This is a genomic window from Bradyrhizobium sp. USDA 4454, from assembly GCF_054822705.1.
On the sequence record NZ_JBTRCN010000001.1, the window covers coordinates 4,831,581 to 4,852,538 of the forward strand.

General features: G+C 62.6%; 21 protein-coding genes and 2 pseudogenes. 14 read left to right on the top strand and 9 right to left on the bottom strand.

Features of this window, described 5'->3' with window-relative positions; all coding sequences use genetic code 11:
- Nucleotides 1-128: 128 nt before the first annotated feature.
- The gene (locus ACVIW0_RS22735) at nucleotides 129-332 is read left to right on the top strand and encodes a DUF1289 domain-containing protein (protein WP_461354363.1); all 204 of its coding nucleotides are present in this window, start codon (nucleotides 129-131) and stop codon (nucleotides 330-332) included.
- A gap of 25 nt (nucleotides 333-357) precedes the next feature.
- A complete protein-coding gene (locus ACVIW0_RS22740; RefSeq protein ID WP_461354364.1) occupies nucleotides 358-939 on the top strand; it encodes a TIGR02281 family clan AA aspartic protease in 582 nt (193 codons plus the stop codon).
- A 2-nt stretch (nucleotides 940-941) separates the two neighbouring features.
- Here ACVIW0_RS22740 and catC read toward each other — a convergent pair whose 3' ends face one another.
- Both catC and ACVIW0_RS22750 read right to left on the bottom strand, forming a co-directional pair.
- The gene (catC, locus tag ACVIW0_RS22745; protein WP_461354365.1) at nucleotides 942-1,232 is read right to left on the bottom strand and encodes a muconolactone Delta-isomerase; all 291 of its coding nucleotides are present in this window, start codon (nucleotides 1,230-1,232) and stop codon (nucleotides 942-944) included.
- 99 nt (nucleotides 1,233-1,331) lie between these two features.
- Nucleotides 1,332-2,909, bottom strand: coding sequence for a 4-hydroxyphenylacetate 3-hydroxylase N-terminal domain-containing protein (locus ACVIW0_RS22750; RefSeq protein WP_461354366.1), 1,578 nt, complete (start codon nucleotides 2,907-2,909; stop codon nucleotides 1,332-1,334).
- A 263-nt stretch (nucleotides 2,910-3,172) separates the two neighbouring features.
- On the opposite strand from ACVIW0_RS22750, the gene ACVIW0_RS22755 reads away from it, so the two are divergent.
- From ACVIW0_RS22755 to ACVIW0_RS22775, 5 genes are all read left to right on the top strand, one after another.
- Nucleotides 3,173-3,814, top strand: coding sequence for an FAD synthetase (locus ACVIW0_RS22755; RefSeq protein WP_461354367.1), 642 nt, complete (start codon nucleotides 3,173-3,175; stop codon nucleotides 3,812-3,814).
- A complete protein-coding gene (locus tag ACVIW0_RS22760; protein WP_461354368.1) occupies nucleotides 3,811-4,335 on the top strand; it encodes a flavin reductase family protein in 525 nt (174 codons plus the stop codon). The genes ACVIW0_RS22755 and ACVIW0_RS22760 overlap by 4 nt, the downstream gene beginning before the upstream one ends.
- A 71-nt stretch (nucleotides 4,336-4,406) precedes the next feature.
- Entirely contained in the window at nucleotides 4,407-5,276 is an 870-nt protein-coding gene (locus ACVIW0_RS22765; protein ID WP_461354369.1) for an intradiol ring-cleavage dioxygenase, read from the top strand.
- A 67-nt stretch (nucleotides 5,277-5,343) separates the two neighbouring features.
- Nucleotides 5,344-6,522: a muconate/chloromuconate family cycloisomerase gene (locus tag ACVIW0_RS22770; protein ID WP_461354370.1), complete on the top strand. Its 1,179-nt coding sequence runs from the start codon at nucleotides 5,344-5,346 to the stop codon at nucleotides 6,520-6,522.
- A gap of 162 nt (nucleotides 6,523-6,684) precedes the next feature.
- Nucleotides 6,685-7,602 (top strand): LysR family transcriptional regulator, encoded by a 918-nt coding sequence (locus ACVIW0_RS22775; protein WP_461354371.1) that lies wholly within the window; start codon nucleotides 6,685-6,687, stop codon nucleotides 7,600-7,602.
- 9 nt (nucleotides 7,603-7,611) lie between these two features.
- On the opposite strand, the gene dusA is transcribed toward ACVIW0_RS22775, so the two are convergent.
- Nucleotides 7,612-8,607 (bottom strand): tRNA dihydrouridine(20/20a) synthase DusA, encoded by a 996-nt coding sequence (gene dusA / locus ACVIW0_RS22780; protein ID WP_461354372.1) that lies wholly within the window; start codon nucleotides 8,605-8,607, stop codon nucleotides 7,612-7,614.
- A gap of 105 nt (nucleotides 8,608-8,712) precedes the next feature.
- Here dusA and ACVIW0_RS22785 point away from each other — a divergent pair, with 105 nt between their 5' ends.
- Nucleotides 8,713-9,084 carry a tyrosine-type recombinase/integrase gene (locus ACVIW0_RS22785; protein ID WP_461357397.1) on the top strand — a complete coding sequence of 124 codons (372 nt, stop codon included), beginning with the start codon at nucleotides 8,713-8,715 and terminating at the stop codon, nucleotides 9,082-9,084.
- Between the two features lie 35 nt (nucleotides 9,085-9,119).
- A complete protein-coding gene (locus ACVIW0_RS22790; protein ID WP_461357398.1) occupies nucleotides 9,120-9,287 on the top strand; it encodes a tyrosine-type recombinase/integrase in 168 nt (55 codons plus the stop codon).
- 338 nt (nucleotides 9,288-9,625) lie between these two features.
- Here the strand turns inward: ACVIW0_RS22790 and ACVIW0_RS22795 are convergent, their stop codons facing one another.
- Nucleotides 9,626-10,111: a response regulator gene (locus ACVIW0_RS22795; RefSeq protein ID WP_461354373.1), complete on the bottom strand. Its 486-nt coding sequence runs from the start codon at nucleotides 10,109-10,111 to the stop codon at nucleotides 9,626-9,628.
- A complete protein-coding gene (locus ACVIW0_RS22800) occupies nucleotides 10,111-12,822 on the bottom strand; it encodes a PAS domain S-box protein (protein WP_461354374.1) in 2,712 nt (903 codons plus the stop codon). The genes ACVIW0_RS22795 and ACVIW0_RS22800 overlap by 1 nt, the downstream gene beginning before the upstream one ends.
- A 297-nt stretch (nucleotides 12,823-13,119) precedes the next feature.
- Between ACVIW0_RS22800 and ACVIW0_RS22805 the strand changes: the two genes are divergently transcribed.
- Nucleotides 13,120-13,350 (top strand): hypothetical protein, encoded by a 231-nt coding sequence (locus tag ACVIW0_RS22805; protein ID WP_461354375.1) that lies wholly within the window; start codon nucleotides 13,120-13,122, stop codon nucleotides 13,348-13,350.
- Between the two features lie 10 nt (nucleotides 13,351-13,360).
- Here ACVIW0_RS22805 and ACVIW0_RS22810 read toward each other — a convergent pair.
- Both ACVIW0_RS22810 and ACVIW0_RS22815 read right to left on the bottom strand, forming a co-directional pair.
- Nucleotides 13,361-14,444: pseudogene (locus ACVIW0_RS22810) on the bottom strand (NAD(P)/FAD-dependent oxidoreductase).
- Between the two features lie 175 nt (nucleotides 14,445-14,619).
- On the bottom strand, nucleotides 14,620-16,125 hold the full coding sequence (locus tag ACVIW0_RS22815; RefSeq protein WP_461354376.1) for an FAD-dependent oxidoreductase: 1,506 nt from the start codon (nucleotides 16,123-16,125) through the stop codon (nucleotides 14,620-14,622).
- Nucleotides 16,126-16,336: 211 nt separating this feature from the next.
- Between ACVIW0_RS22815 and ACVIW0_RS22820 the strand changes: the two genes are divergently transcribed.
- The 3 genes and pseudogenes from ACVIW0_RS22820 to ACVIW0_RS22830 all read left to right on the top strand — a co-directional run.
- Nucleotides 16,337-16,852, top strand: coding sequence for a YciE/YciF ferroxidase family protein (locus ACVIW0_RS22820; protein WP_461357399.1), 516 nt, complete (start codon nucleotides 16,337-16,339; stop codon nucleotides 16,850-16,852).
- A 111-nt stretch (nucleotides 16,853-16,963) separates the two neighbouring features.
- Nucleotides 16,964-17,434: an inorganic diphosphatase gene (locus tag ACVIW0_RS22825; RefSeq protein ID WP_461354377.1), complete on the top strand. Its 471-nt coding sequence runs from the start codon at nucleotides 16,964-16,966 to the stop codon at nucleotides 17,432-17,434.
- A gap of 465 nt (nucleotides 17,435-17,899) precedes the next feature.
- Nucleotides 17,900-18,097 (top strand): annotated as a pseudogene (locus ACVIW0_RS22830) (DUF6496 domain-containing protein); the annotation flags it as partial.
- 72 nt (nucleotides 18,098-18,169) lie between these two features.
- On the opposite strand, the gene ACVIW0_RS22835 reads toward ACVIW0_RS22830, so the two are convergent.
- Both ACVIW0_RS22835 and ACVIW0_RS22840 read right to left on the bottom strand, forming a co-directional pair.
- Entirely contained in the window at nucleotides 18,170-18,517 is a 348-nt protein-coding gene (locus tag ACVIW0_RS22835) for a carbohydrate porin (RefSeq protein ID WP_461354378.1), read from the bottom strand.
- A gap of 333 nt (nucleotides 18,518-18,850) precedes the next feature.
- Nucleotides 18,851-20,254 (bottom strand): TAXI family TRAP transporter solute-binding subunit, encoded by a 1,404-nt coding sequence (locus tag ACVIW0_RS22840; RefSeq protein WP_461354379.1) that lies wholly within the window; start codon nucleotides 20,252-20,254, stop codon nucleotides 18,851-18,853.
- Nucleotides 20,255-20,406: 152 nt separating this feature from the next.
- Between ACVIW0_RS22840 and ACVIW0_RS22845 the strand changes: the two genes are divergently transcribed.
- Nucleotides 20,407-20,751: a DUF1236 domain-containing protein gene (locus ACVIW0_RS22845; protein ID WP_461354380.1), complete on the top strand. Its 345-nt coding sequence runs from the start codon at nucleotides 20,407-20,409 to the stop codon at nucleotides 20,749-20,751.
- The last annotated feature ends 207 nt before the right edge of the window (nucleotides 20,752-20,958 follow it).

Below are 20,958 nucleotides of genomic sequence, written 5' to 3' on the forward strand. Positions count from 1 at the left end.
GTCTTGGTTGCCAACAAATGCGAGGCGTTCGCGCGACGACCATGCTCGCGGCAAAAAGCCGGGGCGTGATGGCACATCCCGCCTTAGCCGGGTTGCACTCGCGGCCGAAACCGTTCAACAGTTGAAGAATGAGTTCAGAGACACCGTGTATCGCAGTCTGCATGATGGACCCCAGGACGAAGCTTTGCTTCGGCTGCGGCCGCACGCTTCCGGAAATCGCACGCTGGCACAAGATGGACAGCACGGAGCGGCTGACTGTCATGGCGGGGTTGCCGGCGCGTATGGCCGAGGCCGGGCTCCAGCGCATGGAGCCGCGTCCGACGCGCGCCTGAGCCCCCCTGTGGCCGGAGGTGCATGGTGACCCGCATCCTCCTCGTTATCCTGCTCCTGATGGCAACCGCCGGCGCCGTCGTCGCCTATGGCGATCCCGACCAGATCGCGCGCGCCAGGGAGAATCTGACCCAGATCTTCGGCCGCAGCACCTCGGCCACGGCCTCAACCGCTCCCGCCGTGCAGATCGCCCGCAGCCAGGGCGGCGAGTTCGCCTTCCGCGCCAAGATCAACGGCGTCAGCGCGCCGATGGTGATCGACACCGGCGCGACCTCGGTGGTGCTGACCTGGGAAACCGCCAAGGCGATCGGGCTGCCGACCGACATGCTCGACTACAATGTCGACCTCGAGACCGCCGGCGGTCACACCAAGGCGGCGCGGCTGACGCTCGATCGTCTCGCGGTCGGCAAGCTGGTCGAGAAATCGGTGCCGGCGCTGGTGGTGCAGCGCGGGCAGATGAAGACCAACCTGCTCGGCATGAGCTTCCTCGACCGGCTCGAAAGCTGGGGCGTCCGCTCCGACACGCTGAGCCTGACCGGCTACCCCGACGTCACCGGCAGCATCAACACTCCAAGCCGGCATCGTCGCCCGCGCACGGTGGTCGATTAGCGCTAGCGATCGTCGTCGTGGATCGACGACGGGTGACGGCACAGCGGCGTGACCTTTATCTCCATGAACGGAAACAGCGGCAGGCTCGACAGGATGTCGTGCAGTTCCTGCGCGCCCGAGACGTCGAAGACGCTGACATTGGCGTAGCGCCCGGCCACCCGCCACAGATGGCGCCAGGAGCCCGTGCGCTGCAGCTCCATAGCGCGGGTGCGCTCGGCCTGCTTCAGCGCGTCGATCTTCTCGGCGGGGATGTCGTGCGGGATTCGCACGTCCATTTCGACGTGAAACAGCATGATGATGAACTCTCCGCAAATGATGGAGCCGCCGCGCAATCGCGGCGGCTCCGTTGATCGATCTCTATCAGATCGTCGGCCCTGTCGTCAGCCTTGTCATCAACCTTGCACCAGGCCGCGGCTGACGAGGTTGATGTCGTCGGGATTGACGAGATCCTTCGCCGTCCAACCGGAGACGTCGTAGTCGCTCATGCAGTTGCGCACGAAATCCTGCATCGCGCCGAGGTCGCCGGTGGCGGCCGCGGCGTTCAGCGTCTCGACCCGCAGGTTCTCGTAATTGCCGGCATAGTTGCGCTCGTAGAGCTCGTGCCGGCCACCGAACTCGGAGCCGACCGCGTCCCACAGCAGCTTGAGCAGCTTGATCCGGTCGATCGCCGCATAGCCGTTGGAGCCGCGCACGAAACGGTCGAGATAGGGCCTGATCGCATCGCTCTCCAGATCGGCCGAGCTCGACGGCAGATAGATCAGGCCGCTCGCGACATGGCGCTCGATCAATTCCTTGATCCGCGGATAGGCCATCGGCGCGAACACGCGATAGGCCAGCCCGTAATTCAGATTGGGCAGATTGTAGCCGTCGGTGCCGTGCCAGGCGATCGGCGACTTCACCATCGCGTCGGCAATGCCGTGGAACAGGTTGCGCCAGGCGATCACCTCTCCCACCGCCGTCTGCACGCCGCGGAAATCCTTCGACCCGGTCGCCTCGACCGCCATCGAGAACAGGCCGGCGATGAAGTCGAGCTTCACCGCGAGCCGCGTCACGCCGTGCAGCGTGAAGCGCGGGATGAAGCCGGACGCCGGGAAGAACTGGTTGATCTTGTCGACGTCGCCATAGATGAAGACGTTCTCCCAGGGCACCAGCACCTTGTCGAAGACGAGGATCGAGTCATTCTCGTCGAAGCGGCTCGACAGCGGATAGTCGAACGGCGAGCCGGTCGCGGCCGCGGTGAATTCGTAGGACGAGCGGGCGATCAGCTTGATGCCCTTGGCGTCCATCGGCGCGGTGAAGATCAGCGCGAACGACTTGTCCTTGATCGGAATGCCGTAGTGCGCGATGAAATTGTAGTGTGTCAGCGCCGAGCCGGTCGCGACCACCTTCGCGCCCGAGACGATCAGGCCGGCGTCGGTCTCCTTCTCCACATGCATGAAGACATCGCGCACCTCCTCGATGGCGCGATCGCGGTCGATCGGCGGATTGACGATGGCGTGGTTCCAGAAGTCGAGCCGCTCCTGGGTCCGGGAATACCACTTCTTCGCGTTGCCGGCGTATTCGCCGTAGAAGCCCGAGTTCGCGCCGAGCGTGCCGAGGAATGCCGCTTTGTAGTCCGGCGAGCGGCCCATCCAGCCATACGCGACCTTCTGCAATTCGGCGATCGCATCGCGCCCCCTGACGAGGTCGTCGGCCGTCTTCGAGCCGAGGAAGAACGGATGGGTCAGCTGCCCCGAGCCGGTGTCGGTCAGGACGGCGATCTGATCCTTCTTTTCGTGGAAGCGGTCGTACCAGCGCGCAACCATCCGCGCCGAGTTGCGAAACGCGGGATGCTGGGTGACGTTCTTGACGCGCTCGCCATAGATGTAGATTTCGCGGCCGTCCTGGATGCTGTCCAGGAATTCCGCGCCGGTATAGACGCTGGTCGTTGGCTGGGGCGCGTCGGCCCGTAGCGCTGCTGCTGTCGTCATGGGTTCTCCTCCGCTTGTGTCGTTGAACCGGCGGAGCGTTGCCACACCGGCCCGGACCATCCCGTCACGCTCTTGGTCGGCGTGACATCGGAGGAAAAGCTACGCGCTCGGCAGGAGCCGGCGAAAGGTATCACACCATACCGCGCGGATTGACCGGGCTCAGGCTATGACTCGGCCGGCACGGACCGGACGGCGATGATCGTCCCGCCGACGCAACGACGCGGCTGATGCAGCAGTGCACTGCGCGGCACAGGGAGCGAACCATGGGCAAGGGCCTGGGCAAGGCTTTGGGCAAGGGTTTTGACAGCACCGCTGTCGCTTTCCATCGCGATGGGGAATTGGCCCTCGACGCTTGCGTCGTCACGATCGGCGCATTCGACGGCGTTCATCGCGGCCATCAGGAACTGCTCAAGCAGACGATTGCGGCAGCGCGGCGCCGCGGACTTCCCGCTGTCGTCTACACCTTCGATCCGCCGCCAAAAGTGTATTTCGGCCAGGCCGAGCCGCTGATCTCGCTCCGCGAAAAGCTCGCGCGCATCGCAACATTCGTGCCCGACCATGTCGTCGTGGCCGACTTCAACCAGATCTATGTCCGGCGCAGCGCGGCCGATTTCCTCGCCGAATTGCAGCTTCTGCGCCCGCGCGAGGTGGTCGTCGGCGAGGACTTCCGCTTCGGGTCTTGTAAGGGCGGCACCGCGCAACTGTTGCAGCAACACTTCAACACGCGCATCCTGCCGCCGGTGCGCTGCGGCAATGGCGAGATCGTCTCCAGCAGCCGGATCCGCGCGCTTCGGCGATCCGGCCTTGCGGCCGCAGCGTCGGCGCTAGAAAACTGGCGGGATATTGTGAGCGCGCCGCCGGCCAGCCGATCCGGCCCGGCCCAACTCGAGGTCATCTGCCAATGACCGCCATCGATCCGCGCGAGCTGCGCAACGCCTGCGGCCAGTTCGGCACCGGCGTCACCATCATCACCACGCATTGCGAGGGACGCGACCATGGCATGACGGCCAACGCCTTCATGTCGGTCTCGCTCGATCCGCCGCTGGTCGCGATCTCGATCGCGCAAAGTGCCAAGATGCTTTGCAACATCCAGAACACCGGCCGTTTTGCCGTCAGCGTGCTCGCGGAGGGAATGGAATATCTCGCCTGGCATTTCGCCGGCAAGCCCAAGCGCGATCTCTGCGACGTGTTCGAGCGCCGCAACGAGCTGCCCGTCATCGCCAATGCAGCGGCGTATTTCGTGACCGATCTCGCCGATGAGATCGTCGCCGGAGACCACACGATCTTCCTCGGCCACGTCCGCGAGATGGCGCTGGAGCCGGGCAAGAAGCCGCTGCTGTTCTGCCGCGGCCGGTTCGGCGGCCTCGCCGACCCGCACCCTGCTCCCGCGACGCTGGAGAATGCCGCTTACGAATTCATCTGGTGAGACCACCAGCCGATATTCCCGAAAACGGGGATGCACGTTTGAGGAAACTGCAAGAAAAGGAGGAAACGACCATGCTGAACGTCAACAAGGACACCATCACCGACCACGTGATCGCGGCGCTCGCGAAGGATATTCCGGATCGCAACCGTCAGATCATGACGAGCCTGATTCGCCACATGCACGACTTCTGCAAGGAAGTCGACCTGACCTTCGCCGAATGGTTCGCGGCCTGCGAATTCCTGCGCCGCGCCGGCGACATCTCGGACGAGAAGCGCAACGAGTTCATCCTGATCGCGGACATTCTCGGCGTCGAGGTGCTGGTCGACATGCTCGACCACCGCGTCACCGACGGCGAGAGCGAGTCGACCGTGCTCGGGCCGTTCTACCGCGAGAACCCGCCGGTGCTGCCGAAGGGCGCTTCCATCATCAAGAAGACGTTCGACAACGCGCAGACCGTCAAGATCTCGGGGCGCATCGTCGACACCGCGGGACGGCCGATCGAGGGCGTCACCATCGACGTCTGGGAAGACGCGCCGAACGGGCTTTATGATCTGCAGGACCCCGAGCAGCCCGCCTACAACCTGCGTGGCCGGTTCACGACCGATGCCAACGGCGAATATGCCTTCGTGGCGCTCCGCCCCGAGCCCTACCCGATCCCCTATGACGGCGCCGGCGGCGAACTCCTGAAGTACATGGGCCACCATCCATGGCGCCCCGGTCACATCCACTTCATGCTCTCCAAGGACGGCTATCAATCGCTGATCTCGCAGATCTACGATTCCGAGACCAAGTATCTCGACAACGACTCGGTGTTCGCCGTGAAGCAGAGCCTGATCGGCAAGTTTAACAAGGCGCCGGCCGGCGCCGACACCGATCTCGTGCTCAACTTCGACTTCAAGCTGAAGAAGGCGGCGGCCGAGCGGCTCGTCGCGGCCGAGTAACACGTACCAAGCCCCGCCGGACCTCGACGGCCCGGCGGGCGCCACTTGAACTGACCTGTGAGGACAAATGAGCCGTGCCGTGATCGACATCGCCGAGCCCGTGGAGCACGTGCGGAGCCTCGCAAGGGACACCGCGATCCGCAGCATCCGCGCCACCATCGTCGAGGCGCCGACCCGCCGCCGGCACAAACTGTCGAACACCGAAGTCACGCATCAGGGCTACGTGCTGGTGCGCGTCCTGCTCGACAATGGCGTGAGCGGGATCGGCGAGGCCTCGACGCTCGGCGGACCACGCTGGGCCGAGGAAAGCGTGGAATCGATCAAGGCCGCGGTCACGAATTACCTGGCGCCGGCGCTGCTCGGGCAGCCTGCCCTCGCCTTCGAAGCCAATGCCGTCCGCATGAGCAAGGCCGCCACTCGCAATTTCGCGGCCAAGGGCGCGCTCGAATCCGCGTTGCTCGACGCCGCCGGCAAGACGCTCGGCCTTCCCGCCAGCGCGCTGCTCGGCGGCGCGGTGCGCGAGCGCATGGAGGTGATCTGGGCGCTCGCTTCGGGCGACAGCGGCCAGGAGCTGGAGGAAGCCAAGGAGAAGCTGCGGCGCCGCGAGCACCGCCAGTTCAAGATCAAGTTCGGCTTCAACCGGCCGCAGGCCGATCTGAAGCGGCTGCAAGCCCTGCGCTCAGGGCTCGGCCACGAGGTGCGCCTGATCGTCGACGTCAACCAGGGCTGGACCGAGGCCGAATGCATCCGCTTCATGCCGGCGCTGGAGGACCTGGATGTTGCCCTGGTCGAGCAACCGGTGTCGGCGCTGCAGCTCGAGGCGATGGCGCGTGTCGCTGGGCGCACCTCCATCCCGCTGCTGGTCGATGAAGCGGCGTTCACCAAGGAGGAGATCGCCCGCGTCGCCACGATGGGCTGCGGCAGCGTCTACTCGCTGAAGCTCGTGAAGAGCGGCGGCCTGTTCGAGATCAAGCGCGCCGCCGCGGTCGCTAGCGCGCACGGCCTCGAGCTCTATGGCGGCTGTCTGCTGGAGAGCAGCATCGGCGCGGCTGCACATCTCGCCGCCTTTGCCACCTTCCCCAGGCTCGAATGGGGCACCGAACATTTCGGTCCGCGAATCCTGGTGGAGGATCTGGTCGCGAGCCCGATCAGATTCGACGAGTTCGAGATCTGCGTGCCCGACGGCCCCGGCCTCGGTGTCGAGCTCGACGAGGACAAGATCCGTGCCTACGCCCGCAAGGACTAGCCGGATGGCCTCGCTCCCTCGGACAATTGACAATCCGGGGAGCCACGCCCAGTGTTTGCGCTGCAATCAACTCGATCGTGCACCGATGATCACGCGGCATCGAACCCGGCAGGCCCTTCCCACAGCTTCCGCGGAAGCGCGCGAACCAACACGCGGCTGACCGTGACCGAGCGCGACGATGTCATGGACCTCAGGCGGCTGGTCTACTTCGTCGCGGTTGCCGAAGAACTGCATTTCGGCCGCGCCGCATCGCGGCTTGCGATCGCCCAGCCGCCGCTGAGCCGGCAGATCGCGCAGCTCGAGAGCGATCTCGGCGTCATGCTGATCGACCGCAGCCGCAGCCAGATCCGCCTGACCCAGGCCGGCAGCGTGCTGCTGGAGCGGGCGCGCGATGTGCTGGAGCGGCTCGACCGCACCCATCGCGAGATCAAGCGGATAGGCGAAGGCTTTTCGGGACACCTGCGCGTCGCCTTCGTCGGATCGGCGACCTATGGCGTGCTGCCCAACGTGATCAAGGCGTTTCGCGCGGCCTATCCCGACGTCGAGCTCGCGCTGTCGGCGATGAACAATGCCGAGCAGAAGCGCGCGGTGATCCAGCGCGAGATCGACATCGCCGTCGCGCGGCCCTCGCTCGACGACGAGGAACTGAAGTCGGAGCCGCTGCTGCAGGAGCCGTTGATCCTCGCGCTGTCGGATACCTCGCCTTTGCTCGAACAGCAGGTCACGCTTCTCTCGGCACTGAAGGCCGAGACCTTCGTGCTCTATCCGCGCAAGCCGCGGCCGAGCTTCGCCGACCACATCCTCAACATCTGCCTCGAGGAAGGTTTCATTCCGAAATCACAGGTGCTGGCGCAGGACTATCAGACCGCGATCAGCCTGGTCTCGGTCGGCGTCGGCATCGCGCTGGTGCCGCAATCGGTCTCGCAGGCGGAACGCCCCGGCGTCGCCTACCGCGCCTACCAGGGACATAATCCGGGCACCGCGCTGTCGCTGAACTACCGGCGCGACAACCGGATGCCACATTTGTTCAATTTCCTGAAGATCGCGCAGGACGTCACGCGGCGGCAGCGCAAGCCGTAACTTGCGCCGTCAGGCCGCCACCGCCGTGCGTGCGCGATCGTCAACGCGCGCGATCGCATCGCGCAGCACGTCGATCTCGGCGCCCGGCCGAACACCGTTCTCCGCGAGATGCCTGCGGAACGCACGCGCGCCGGGGACACCGTGGAAGGCGCCGACGAAATGGCGCGTGATCGAGTGCAGCCGCGTGCCCGCGGCCAGTTGGCGCTCGATATAGGGCAGCATCGCTTCGAACACATCCTTCATCGTCGCGTGCGCCGGCGTTTCGCCGAACAGCTCGGAATCGACGGTCAGTAGCCGCCACGGCTCCTGATAGGCCGCCCGCCCCAGCATCACGCCATCGACACGCGCGAGATGCTGCCTGGCCTCGGCAAGGCTCGTGATGCCGCCGTTGATGATGATGGGCACATCGGGCAGCGCCGCCTTGAGGCGATAGACCCGATCATAGTCGAGCGGCGGGATGTCGCGGTTCTCCTTCGGCGACAATCCGTTCAGCCAGGCCTTGCGCGCATGCACGACCAGTACATCCGCACCGGCGGCAATGACGCCTCGTGCCAGCGTATCAAGCGCGGCCTCCGGATCCTGATCGTCGATGCCGATCCGGCATTTCACCGTGACCGGAATTTGCACCGCGCGCTTCATCGCCGCGACGCCTTCGGCAACCAGGGCCGGCTCCGCCATCAGGCAGGCGCCGAAGCGGCCATCCTTCACCCGATCGGACGGACAGCCGACATTGAGGTTGATCTCGTCGTAACCGAACTCCTCGCCGATCCGGGCTGCAGTCGCGAGATCGTCCGGATCGGAACCGCCGAGTTGCAACGCCACCGGATGCTCGATGGCATCGAAGCCGAGCAGCCGCGCCCGGTCGCCATGAATCACAGCGCCAGTCGTCAGCATCTCCGTATAAAGCCGCGCCCTGCGCGACATCAGGCGATGGAAGACGCGGCAATGCCGGTCAGTCCAATCCATCATGGGCGCCACTGAAAAGCGATAGTCTTGAGATTCCAATTACTTACCCTATCATTTCAACGGACTAGAAGAGGAACAAGTGCACACGTGTGCACTCCAAACTAGCCAAAATTGCACAACGGCATCAACGTTTCAGTCGAGAACGTGCAACTGGCCAGAGCCGCACTAAAGCACCTGGATCTCGTCGGAAAGTCAAACGAACGAGATCGGGGCCCTAGTCAAGTCGAACTCGATCGACTGATCGGATACACAGAGTCTAACGCCCAACAGTATCTACCGCTCGGTAGAATTATTCGCTTCGCTGTGGCGACGGCAATACGCCAGGCTGAGATCTGCCGCATCGAGTGGTCTGATGTCGACATGTCAAAGCGAACCGTCACTATTCGCGACCGCAAAGACCACCAAGTGGTTCCTCTCCTCAATTCGACCGGGTACGATGCCTGGCAGATTATGCTCGAGCAGCGGATTCTCACGCGCGGCCTCGGACACGTTTTCCTTACCACTCAAAGTCCGTAGGAGCTGCCTTCCGCAGGTCATGCAACGCCATCGATATAGACGACCTATGCTTTCACGATTTGCGCCATGAAGGAACAAGTAGACTCTTCGAAGCGGGCTTCTCAATACAGCAGGTTGCCATGGTGACAGGGCACAAAGACTGGCGAATGTTGCGGCGATATACCAGCTGCGAGAGGCGAAGCTCTACGAGGACGGGGTTCTGATCGGCCTCGCAAACAGCGATCCGCAGGAAATCTCTGCGAAGGGCCGGCCTCTACCGGCTCTACAAGGAAGAGGATGAAAGCGCGCTGATACTAATGTTCTCGACAAGCGACAATAGCGACCCAACACTAACGGCAGAAAGTACCGGCTCGACTGAGGCGGCCTCAGTTCATCTTGCTGGCCGCGCGGCGCGTGGGATCTTGTAAGGTGCCGGCCGCAAGATCGTCGCTACTGGCGCCGCATATTGCCAAAACGCGGGTCCGGCTCATCGACGCGGACGGTGAACGTCAGCTTCTTGACGTGGTGATACATGAAAAGCCCTCGAGTTCGGCGACGAAGATCACAACCGAACAGTCCGCGCCAACGATGCACGGACCACGCTCGTCAGGGAGGCCATGGTGTAAGGCTTCGAGAGCCAGCCAAGCGGCGCGAACGGTTCGGCGCGCGTGCGCGTCGAGAGATCGTCATGGGCCGTAGCGAAGACACAACGCAGGCCGAGTTCGCGAAAGAGATCACCAGCCGCTTCAACGCCGTCGCGTCGGCCGGCCAGACGTATATCCATGACGGCAAGGGCCGGTTTCTGTTCCCTCGCCATCGTCAAGGCTTCCTCGGCCGTGGTTGCGATGCCGGTCACCTGAAAGCCTGCATCGAGCAACGCGGCTTCAGCTTGCATGGCGATTAGAAAATCGTCTTCGACGATCAGAACCGCGTGGGACTGATCAACCCGGTCGCTCGTTTCGTTAGCGGCTGGCGCCACCTTGTCATCAGGCGGGAGGTCGGTCGGAACGGCAAACTCGTGGCGATCGGACTGGCTCGCCTGCGTCATCATGCACCTCGCGATGCGCCGAAACGAAGCGTGGCGCGTGAAGGCGACCGGCTCACCGTGAGCTCAGCGTGGAGCTGGCGCGCTAGGCCAAGTACTAGACGCAGGCCCGACGAGGTTTGCCGCACCGCATTCAGCTCGAACCCTGGTCCGTCATCCTCGACATGAAGCTCGAACGCTCCATTATGCTCGATAAGGCTGACACGTATGCTATCCGTGGCCGGATCGCTGATCCCATGCTTGGCTGCGTTGGTCAGCAGTTCATTGAGGATTAGCGCCAGCGGCATGGCGAGATCGTTGGACAGTGCGCCGTTGGCCGGCATGCGCGTGATTCTGATTCCTGCTGGCAGGGTCTGCTGGATCGTTTCTACCACAGCACCGAGAAACTCATCCGCCGCGAAGCTGGTCGCGTCGGTGGTGCCGTAGAGGACGCGCTGGGCTGCGGCCATGGCGGTGATCCGGCTGCAGGCATCATCAAGCACGCGCCGGGCCTCCTCGCTCCGGGCGCTGCGGGCCGCTGTGTAAAGGAGCCCCTGGAGCATCTGCATGTTGTTCTTGGTACGATGGTTGAGTTCATTGAGCAGCAGGCGCTGCTGGGTCTCAGCCTGCTTTCGCTCGCTCAAATCAACCAGCATATTTATGGCTCCGGTGACCTGGCCGGATGCACCGAACAGGGGCGTCGGGAACGGAATGAAGGGAACGCGGGTCCCGTCCGGCCGTTCAGCAACAGCTTCGACCCCGCGTACCGGGCGGCCTTCCTTGAGGGCGACGGCCATGGGGCATTGATCATGCGGCAACGGCGTGCCGTCGGGAAGATAGAGCTTCCAGGTCACGCACCATTCGTCACTGCCGAGCGACGGTGTCCGCCCGGCAAATTCAATGGCGGTTTGATTGAAGTAGCTGATCTTGCCGTCGGCATCGGTGGTGTAGATGGCGGCGGGTATGGCGTCGAGCAATTCATGCAGCCGCTGCTCGCTCTCCTTTAATCTCTTTTCGCTGAGCTTGCGCTCGGTGATGTCCCGGGCGATCTTCGAGGCTCCGATCACACGGCCCGAGCGATCGCGGATCGGCGAGATTGTGACCGAAATGTCGACCAGACTGCCATCCTTGCGGCGGCGCACGGTCTCGGAATGATCGACCCGCCCGCCGGCTTTGATCTTGGCCAGAATGCGCGGCTCCTCATCCTGCCGATCGGGCGGAAAAAGCATCGTGATCGATCGGCCGACAGCCTCATCCCGGCTGTAGCCAAACAGACGCCGGGCGCCGTCATTCCAGGTCTGGATAATGCCATCGAGATTCTTGCTGATGATGGCGTCCGCAGATGATTCGACGATGGCCGCCAATTGCTGGGCGTCACGCTCGGCCAGGCGGCGGGCCTCTTCGCCAGCAAGACGCGCGAGGGCAAAGCCGAGCAGGCGTGCCAGCGTGAGCGCGGTATCTAGCTCGGATGGCGTGAAGTGATGGGGCTCGCCATGGTAGGCCATGAACTTGCCGGCAAGCCGGCCATCCTGGACAATAGGCGTAAAGGCCGCAGCTTGAATGCCTTCATTGAGGATTGTCTGTTTCAGATCATCGGGCAGGTCGCTGCGGTCGACATCTTCGATGCAAACAGGCGCTGGTCTGACCTCATCACGATCCCACGGGGAATGTCCTTCGACCGCCTTCCGGTAGGCTTCCGAGAGGTCGCGCCAGGCCGCGAACCGCATGACGTCGGCCTGATCATACAGCAAGATCGAGGCGCGCGTGCAGCCCAGCGCGCGCGTGATGGCATCAAGCGCGGCTTGGTGGACTTGCTCGGCCGATTGGCAGTGCTGAAGTCTCTCCGAGAAAGCAAACAAGGCGGCTTGCTCTTCCATGCGCCGGGCGAGCGACTGTTCGGCGCGCTTGCGGTCCGTAATGTCATGCTGCACACGGACGGCGTAGAGAAAATTGCCGGCGGCGTCGCGAATGCTCGATGAGGTGACGGCCGCCCAAATATATCCGCCATCCTTGCAGTAGATGCGCTTCTCGATGCTATAGCGATCGAATTCGCCCGCGATCTGGCGGCTGAATTGCGCGCGATCCTCGGCAACATCTTCCGGCAGCGTCTCCTCGAAGATCGTTCGCCCCAAAAGCTCGGAGGCCGTGTGTCTGGTCAGACGGCAAAGCTGCTGGTTGACCCGCAGCATGCGGCCGTCGCGATCGATTTCGACGATGCCGGCACCCACGTGCTCGTAGGTGGCAGCGAGCCGCTCGTCGCGGGCCTGCGCCCAGTCGCCGGAACGGGAGTCGGACACATCCAATCTGCCGCCGATGCGCTCGTGAAAGCAGTTGATGGCACCAGCCAGGACGCCATCCTCATCGAAGACCGGCGCAATATGGATGGTGGCCCAGATGTGCGAGCCATCAGGTCTTTCGAGGCGCCCTTCAATACCCCGGATCGGAATGCCGGTCCGCAGCACTTCGGCCATCGGCGTCTGTTCGCGCGAGATCGGTCGCCCGTCAAGGAAGAGCTTGTAGGGGCCGCAGAAGAATTCGCCATCATCGCCAATCCGTGGCGTGCGTCCCCACAAATCCGCCGCGCGCCGGCTGAACCACAAAATGCGGCCCTCCGCGTTACAAGCATAGATTGCGATGGGAAGCTGCGCCAGAAAAGCGGACGCCGGACTTTGCAAGCCGAGCGATGCGAGCGGCTCGAGACTCTCAAGATCGACCGCCGTCTGCTGAATATTCATAGGCCTCGTGCCCTGCGCCAGGACCAAGAGGGGTAACCGCACCATTGCTTTTCTGCCGCTGGGTCGCCTTGGCCGGTCAGTTCCCGAATTCGCGAAACATGCCTAAACGCCCCGCCGCGATCAGAAGTTCCTAAACCGGTCTTCCGTACGGCCCACGCGAGGCGGCGCCGCGAACGGCTACACTACCGGAGGCGCCGTGGCTTGCTCTCCGTCTTTCGTCTCGGGCGCCGAGGCAAGTTTCCGCCGATTGGTTCATCCCACTGTCAGCGTCATGTCTGCATCGGTGCGAGGGCCGGAATGCTGGCGGAACAACTCGGCGCCGGTGAGCTTGCTGAATACGCCGGTGAGATGGACAGCGAAGACGCCTTGGCAAAAGTGAAGAACGTTTCGGAAGGCGTACGTGGGCCGCCCGCGCGGTGCGGCAAAGCCCTGGAAGACGGGCAGCCACTAGGCCAGGCGCTCGCCTTTCTGCGCGATGTAGCTAGGAGGGCCCCTCGCCACTCGTCGCCCGCATGCTGGGCCTTGTGATCGCGCATCGCTAGCTGGGAATATCGCGGTCAATCGCAAGATCGTCGAGCAGGGGCGAAGACTCTCCGGCAAGCAACGCGGCCAGAAGTTCCGCCGCGAGGAAGCTGAAGGTAATGCCGTTGCCGCCATAGCCAAAGGCGGCGAATATTCATGCAACCGGGGACCGCACCAATCAACGGCAGGCCGTCTTGGGTGGTATCGAAGGCGCCCGACCAATGGAACTCGAGCTGATCTGATGCATGTGGCCAGAGCGCCTTCAGATAGTCCTTGAGCGCCCTCACCTTTGCAGGTGTAGCATCATCACGAGCGTCCGTCTCGATGAGCGCTCCGTCATCCTCGCCACCAAGAATGATACGGCCATCAGCGGTGGTTCGCGCATAGTGATAGTTCCGGCTCGCTTCCCAAATGAGCGCCTGTTCGGGCCACAGATGGCCTGGCTGCCGCCGGGTCGCGATGGCCCAGCTGGAGGCTGACTGCTGCGCCGCGGCCCACACAATATCCGGCATCACGTAGCCTGTCGCGAGCACGACCTGGCGCGCGTCGATCGAAAGGCCGCTCTCAAGGCCGACGGTCACGCTGCGGGCAGCGCTATCGTAGGCCACGGCATTGGCCTTGAGAAGGCGAGCGCCGCGCCGGAGGAAGATATTAAGCAGGCCATGCGTGAGCAGAACCGGATCGGCATCAGCCGCGTCTCTTGACAACAGAGCGCCCGCCCGCGCGATGCCGAAGCGCTGCAGCAACGCGCTATGATCGAGATAGAGGGACGGCAGATCGGCGCGGCCCCTGGACGCATATTCATCCTGGACACGCTTCGGACTATTATCGACGGCGAGATAGAGCGAAAGGCGTCGTCGCACCTGGCAGGCAATTCCATGATGCGCGACCAGCGACAGCAGACCTTGCGCGGCATGATGGCTTGCCCGATAGCAGCGCACCGCCTTCTCGAAGCCATAGAGCTGCGCGAGTTCAAACAGGGGTCGGTCGATTTCCCAGAGCAGCATGGCGGTGCTGGCCATCGTGCTGCCGAGACTGGGAAGCTCGCGATCGATGATGACCACCTGGCGGCCTTGCCGTGTCAGGCGCTCGGCCATCAGCGCACCGGTTATGCCGGCGCCGATGATCAGAACCTCACATCGAAAGCTTTCAGCGATGGCCTCGATCGGCCGCGGCGGCAGGACGGCCCAAGGTGTGCGCGGGCTGCGCAGATCGTCTTTCTCGATGTCGTCGTCCTTGAAGATCGACCGCTCCCAGATCCTTGATCATATCTCGCTAGGCCTTCACGGGGCGCAAAGCCGACACGGCCGGAGCATTGATCGGCTGTCCGTTGGGCGCAAAGATCGAACCGTGGCACGCACAATCCCAACAACTCTCAAAGCTGTTCCAGTGCAGATGACAGCCGACGTGAGTGCAACTGGCCGAATGAAGATGAAGTTCGCCAGCCTTGCCCTTGTAGGCCGCGATCTTTTCGAGACCGCGGCGTAGAATGGCGCCCTCACCCGGCTCTAGCTCTTCGAGCGAGGTGATTTCACCCGGCGCGAGGTATTCCGTGAGATTTTGCAGGATCGTCACGTTCTCGCGCAGCAAATTCCACGCCGCTGAGAGCGGCTTGCGATCCGGCGCATAAACAGATTTCCACGGATGATCCTCACCCAGAATAAGGGAGGTGTTCAGCATTGCGCCCATCACGCCATGGGTCAGGCCTTGGCCCGAATCACCCATCGCGAGCAAGATGCGTTCGCTACCGGGCTCGCGGCCGATAAAGCCGGCATAGTCGATCGTATCGAGAACCTGGCCCGACCAGCGATGGGTGATGCGGCGCAGCGCCGGGATCAGGTCGCGTGCCCAACTCTCCAGCCGGGCAAAGCGCTGGTCGGCGTCGTTTGCCTCGCCGCTTTTATGGTCTTCGCCACCGACAAGAACAAAATCATGATCATCTGAACCTGTTTGCAGGCGCACATAATGGTATGGATCTTCGGTGTCCCAGTAGAGGGCGTCGGGAAATTCGCCCCGTTCGATGGCAAACGCGACAACATACGTGCGATAGGGAGCCACCTTTGTGTGCAGTTGAAAGCGGTCGGCGATGGATGCGTTGGTCGCGATCACGGCATGCCCCGCCGTGATCCGCCCTTGGGAGGTTCGCAGCGTAACCGCGCTGTCTTGCTCGGCGACTTCCTCGACCGGGCTGTTGGCGAAGAAACGAACGCTGCCGCTCTCGCAAACGGCCGCAAGTCCGGCGAGATATTTGAGGGGATGGAATTTTGCCTGGCGGGGATATCGAAGGACGTGCCGGTTCTCGCAGCCCTTAAGTGGTACCCCGACCAACCGGTGAACCGGTGCGCCTACCTCGCGCACCGCTTCTAGCTCCTCATCGAATATGTCGGCAGGCATGCCGTTGCCCTGAAACAGATACCCGTCAAGACGGCGAAAGTCGCAGGCGATCTTCTCGCTGGCCTGGATTTCCTCGATCCGGTCGATGGCGGCGGCCTGACTTTCGTAGAACAGCTTGGCGGCATCCGGGCCACGCAGCTTCCTAAATTCGCTCATCAAATCATCGCAAAGCGGCGCAAGATGCGCCGACGTGCGCGCCGTCATGCCGCTGGCGATACCCTTGCGGTCGATGACAGCAACCGATCGGCCGCGCTTCATCAGCTCGTACGCCGTCGAGAGACCGGCAATCCCGGAGCCAACGACCGCGACATCGCAGTGCACATCGCCCTTTAGCGTAGCCGCCTCCGGCAGGATCGCGGTGTCCATCCAGAGCGAGGTGCTGACCATGCTGAACTCCACCTAAAGAGGCAAAACGCGGGCTGTTTGCGCGGGTTCCTGCGAGCGCGCGGCAGCCCACCTCCTCCCCGGTATTCGCAGATGATCGGTGCGCGACAGCCCGTTGAGCAACTCACGCGCCAGGACCGCGACAGCGGCACTAGTGCGTGGAACAAAGCCAAGCCGCCGCCGTTCCATCGCTTTGAATTGGAGGAGCGACGTCATGGGACTATTCACGAAAGACATCAAGACGATGGATGACCTGCTGCTGCATGGCTTGCAGGACATCTATTATGCGGAGCAGCAGATCACCAAGGCCTTGCCGAAAATGATCGACAAGGCCACCAACAAGGATCTGGCCACGGGCCTCAAGAACCATCTCGAGGAGACGAACAAGCAGATCGAGCGCCTCGAAAAGGTCTTCGAAAAGCTCGGCCAATCGCCAAGCGGCACGCAATGCCCAGCCATCGACGGGATCATCAAAGAAGCCGACGAAACGGCCGGTGAGATCGAGGACAAGATGGTGCTGGATGCGGCGATCGTTGCCAACGCGCAGGCCGTCGAGCACTACGAGATATGCCGCTACGGCACCTTGATCGCCTGGGCAGAGGAGCTCGGCCACGACGATATCGTGCGCTTCCTGACCACGAACCTGAATGAAGAGAAGGCGGCGAACACCAAGCTCAACACAGTTGCGTTGCGCAAGGGCGTCAATAAGAAGGCTTCCACCGCTGCCTGATCCGGCAGGGCCTGGCGGATCAAGCTTCCGTCGGGCCCGATTCCCTTTCGAGGCCCAAGTCACCCGCTATGACCAATCTGGCAAAACTGCCGAGGGGCCGACGACGACAATATGTTCGCCGTGGTCGAGACGCCGCGGGGCAGTTCGTGCAAGCTCGATTTCGACTCCAAGCTTGGCGTTTTTGCATTGGCGAAGCCGCTGATGGCAGGTCTGACCTATCCCTACGATTGGGGCTTCATTCCCTCGACTAAGGCAAAGGATGGCGATCCGCTTGACGTGCTGATCCTGCATGACGCGCAGACCTATCCAGGTGTCGTTCTGCGCTACCGCCCGGTAGGCATTCTCGAAGTCGAGCAGAGGAAAAAGGGCAAGACGGAGCGCAACGACCGGGTGTTCGCGGTGCCAGACAGGTCGCCGCTCGAAACGGATCTCAAGGATATCCGCAATCTTCCGTCCCATGCGCGCGATGATCTCAAACAGTTCTTTCGCGCGACGAATGCGCTGGAGAACAAGGAGCTGAAGTTTCTCGGCTGGCATGGGCCCAACCGTGCGGCCAAGGCCATTAAGCGGTTGGCCCGCTGAATCGCGATCGAACCAGTACGAGGACCCTTTCCGAAGTTTGTGGTAGTAGCAATTTCCCGGGATCATTCGCGGTTCAAGCTGACGGGCTGTCGCCTCCACCGCCCATCCAATCCTCGATACCTTCTTCTTCTTCCTCGGCGCTAAGCCGCCGACCGCGTGGGCCGGGTCGGCCGGATATCTGGTGCTTGAGCCGAATTCTAGTGCGGCGCATCGACGCGGATCTCCAACCTATCAAGTGAGAATCACACCTGGCACCTCAAGCTAGAAGTACCTGGCACCGTTCCTATGCGGGCACTGCGTTCAGCACGTCCTGTGACGGATGCTCGGAACCGCGCCGTGGAACTTGCCAGGGCTAACAAGATTGTCGATGCGTTGAATGGGACAGCCAGACGGCGCCGCGCTCATGCTTCTCAAGTTGGCACCAGCCGCGTCATTTATCGTCCTCACACGGAAAGAGAAAAACCCATGGCAAAGAAAGCCAAGAAGAAACGTCGCTACTCGAAGAGCTCCGGTTCGGACGTCAAAAGCGAGATGCGACGGTACAAGAAGGGGACGGCCAAAAGTGGCCGTGGCGGAAAGGGCGGCAAGGTAAAAAGCAAAAAGCAGGCGATCGCGATCGGTCTTTCCAAGGCCCGCAAAAAAGGCAAGAAAGTCCCCAAGAAAAAGTAATGGAGCCGATGTATAGTCACTGTGGAGTGACGCATATACCGGCGCCACATTTACCGGGCACTCGGCCTAAAACTTCAGTGTCATACGTAGGCCAAGCACGGTTGCGTTATGTAGAACCCTTCCGGGCATTGCACTGGAAGGGCTGGTGGCACCTCCGCCCGGATGGATGATGTATTGCAGATTGGGCTGCAACGTCCACCCGTCTCTGATCTGATATTGATAGACAGCTGTCAGAAGGCCTTCGAAACTCCGCATCGGCCAAGTTGGATGACGAATGTGCGGTAGTCTGCATCCAAGGTCTGGGCGCGTTTGGACACATGCGCGGCCGCCGCCATCGCGCCGAAACGTAGGGATCGGAACGCGCGGACAGCACGCTAGGTCTATTTGCCTGGCCTGATCTCGACGAGGTCGCATTTCGCTTTACCAAGCGATCAAGAAACCTGGTTGACGGCCACGATAGCGACCTTGAAGTTTGGCGCAGGCCCGGTGTGTTTCAACTGCGCACCAGCTCGCTCCAAACCGCAGACTCGCAGATCACTCCCTCTGAACGCCGCTTACGCCGCCTCCTCGCCCCGAGAGACCCGATACGGTCGATGCCAACCTGGCGGTCGGCGTGCCAAAGTCGATGCGAGCAGACGTTCGAGGGAGCCACCGCGGATCTACCTCCGCGGGAGGTCTTCTCGATCTTGAACGACGGCTCGGCGCTTTCGACGGTGTTGCACGAGGAGTTTGGCCTGCCAGGTGCGGCTATCGGCGAGAGGCGAGACTCGGTCCTTGTGTCCGCGCTGGATCGGGGAGACCGCTCTGAAGCGCCGCCCGCCTTTCCGTGACCGCATGATCGAATAGCTCAAGGACGAGGCCAAACACCACCATGTCCTCCTGTTCGATGGCTCCTTCGTCGTAGCACTTGAGGGTCTCCCCGACGATCGCGTCGACCTCTCGCTGCGATATCAGCAGGTCCTGCTCGGAGCCGGCATCGCGAACCTCCGAAACCGCGGCGAGAATGCGGTTGCGATGACTGGTGTTATCCTCCCGTTCGTCCCGGTTCAGATATCGCCGAAGCCAGGCGGCGGCCGAACCGATCCCGGAGAGAAGAAGCAGGGCGAACCAGAAGTAGTCGCTGTACTTGTCCAGAAACGTCCGCTCGGTCCCGTTGATGACTGCTGTTGCGCCCCGGTGCACGGAAGGTTCGGCCTCCTTGTCCGTCTCCGGTTTTGTGATGTGCGCCGCGCCGGCGACGCGTTGCGTGATCGTGTCGCGTACCGCGAAAAGCTGCCGATAGAAGGCCGCCGCCTTGGCTTCCGATAGTTCTTTTCTGGCCAGGATAAGATGGCTGACACTGATGGTGTCGATCTTGTCCTCGGGCCAGGCCGGGTTGGCGTTGAAGACGCTGCCGGGGATTTCCTCGGCTTCGTAGCGTGGATGCCGCAGGGCGATCGCCTCGGACGCTTCGATCGGAAGAAACTTCGGCGCTCCGCGTGATCGGGACGTCGCGGCGATGGCCGCGGCCGTGATCTTGCTGTCGAGGGGCCCGACGGCGAGATACGCGTCCAGCGTGTTGTCCTGCGCAAGCTTTTCGATCTCTTGGGTCCCGAATTGGGCCGTGGCAACCTTGTCGGGCTGCACGCCTGAACCTTCTAGGATTGTCCGCAGGAGCGCGACGTTGGCGCCGGTCTGTCCGATGATGCCGACCTTGTGTCCCGCGAGATCGGCAATCTCACCGATCTTTGCAGCGCCCTTCTTCTTGGAGTCCTTGCCCGCGCGTCCGGACGGCGACCATATGACGATGTAGTTCTTACGCAGGACGGCCACCGTCTGCGCATCAGCCGGCATGGCGAGGTCGCCGCGACCGATTGCAAGGTCGGTTTTGCCGGCCCCCAGGAATGTAAGGGATTCGGCCGCTCCGGCGGTAGTGATTGGAGACAGTCTAACCGTCCTGCTTTCTTCTTCGAAGGCCTCGGCCATCGCTTGGATCACCTGATGGTCGTCGCTGCCTGAGGGGCCGACGGCGACCCGGAGGGTCTCGGGCTGCAGGACATAGAACAGGGCGGCCGCAGCAGCGCCAAAAATGATGAATCCCAAAGCCAGCAGGATCAGGAGCCTTCGTTGGCGTTGATCGGAGGCACTCCTGGCTGCGTCGGACGGTGGCATCAGCGGACTCCCTAAGCAAGTCCCTGCTGGGAACCTGGGACGAACCGCCGCCGAACCTGAATGTTCCGTCAGGCGCATGCGGACGAACCGGAACCTTGCCATCATTCGAGGGTTCTCGACCCTGCCGCATATGGCGGCGAGGAGAGAGAAAGATGAACAAGCTCTTACTGACAACTGCGATGGTAGCGATGATTTCAACGGGCGCGATGGCGCAGTCCACCGTCACCACCACCACCGGCACCGGACGTGCTGCCGCCGTGCAGATCGAGCCGGAATACCGCACGAAGATCCGCACTTACGTCACCGAACACAAGGTCCGTCCCGTGGAGACCCGCGAGAAGATCGTCGTCGGTCGGCCGGTACCGCGCGAAGTCGAGCTCGAGGCGGTGCCTGCCGAATGGGGTCCCTCGCTCACCAAGTACCGCTATGTCTACTCGGGCGAGCGCGTGATGCTGGTCGATCCGTCGACCCGAGAGGTCGTCCAGGAGATCGACTAGTCCTTCCAGTGGCGGGCCGCTGAACGACGCGGCCCGCCGCTTCAATCCGGCCTCCGCCGATACCTGATTTCTTATCTGCGAGCGGCCGTTCATGCCGATCATTTCATCGCGGATGCTGCTGAGCCATGGCCGCAATACCTGCAGCATAGGGCGTCGAGATTAAGGCTCCACGACCCGCCCGCATCCAAAGCGTTCAGCAAAGCTGTA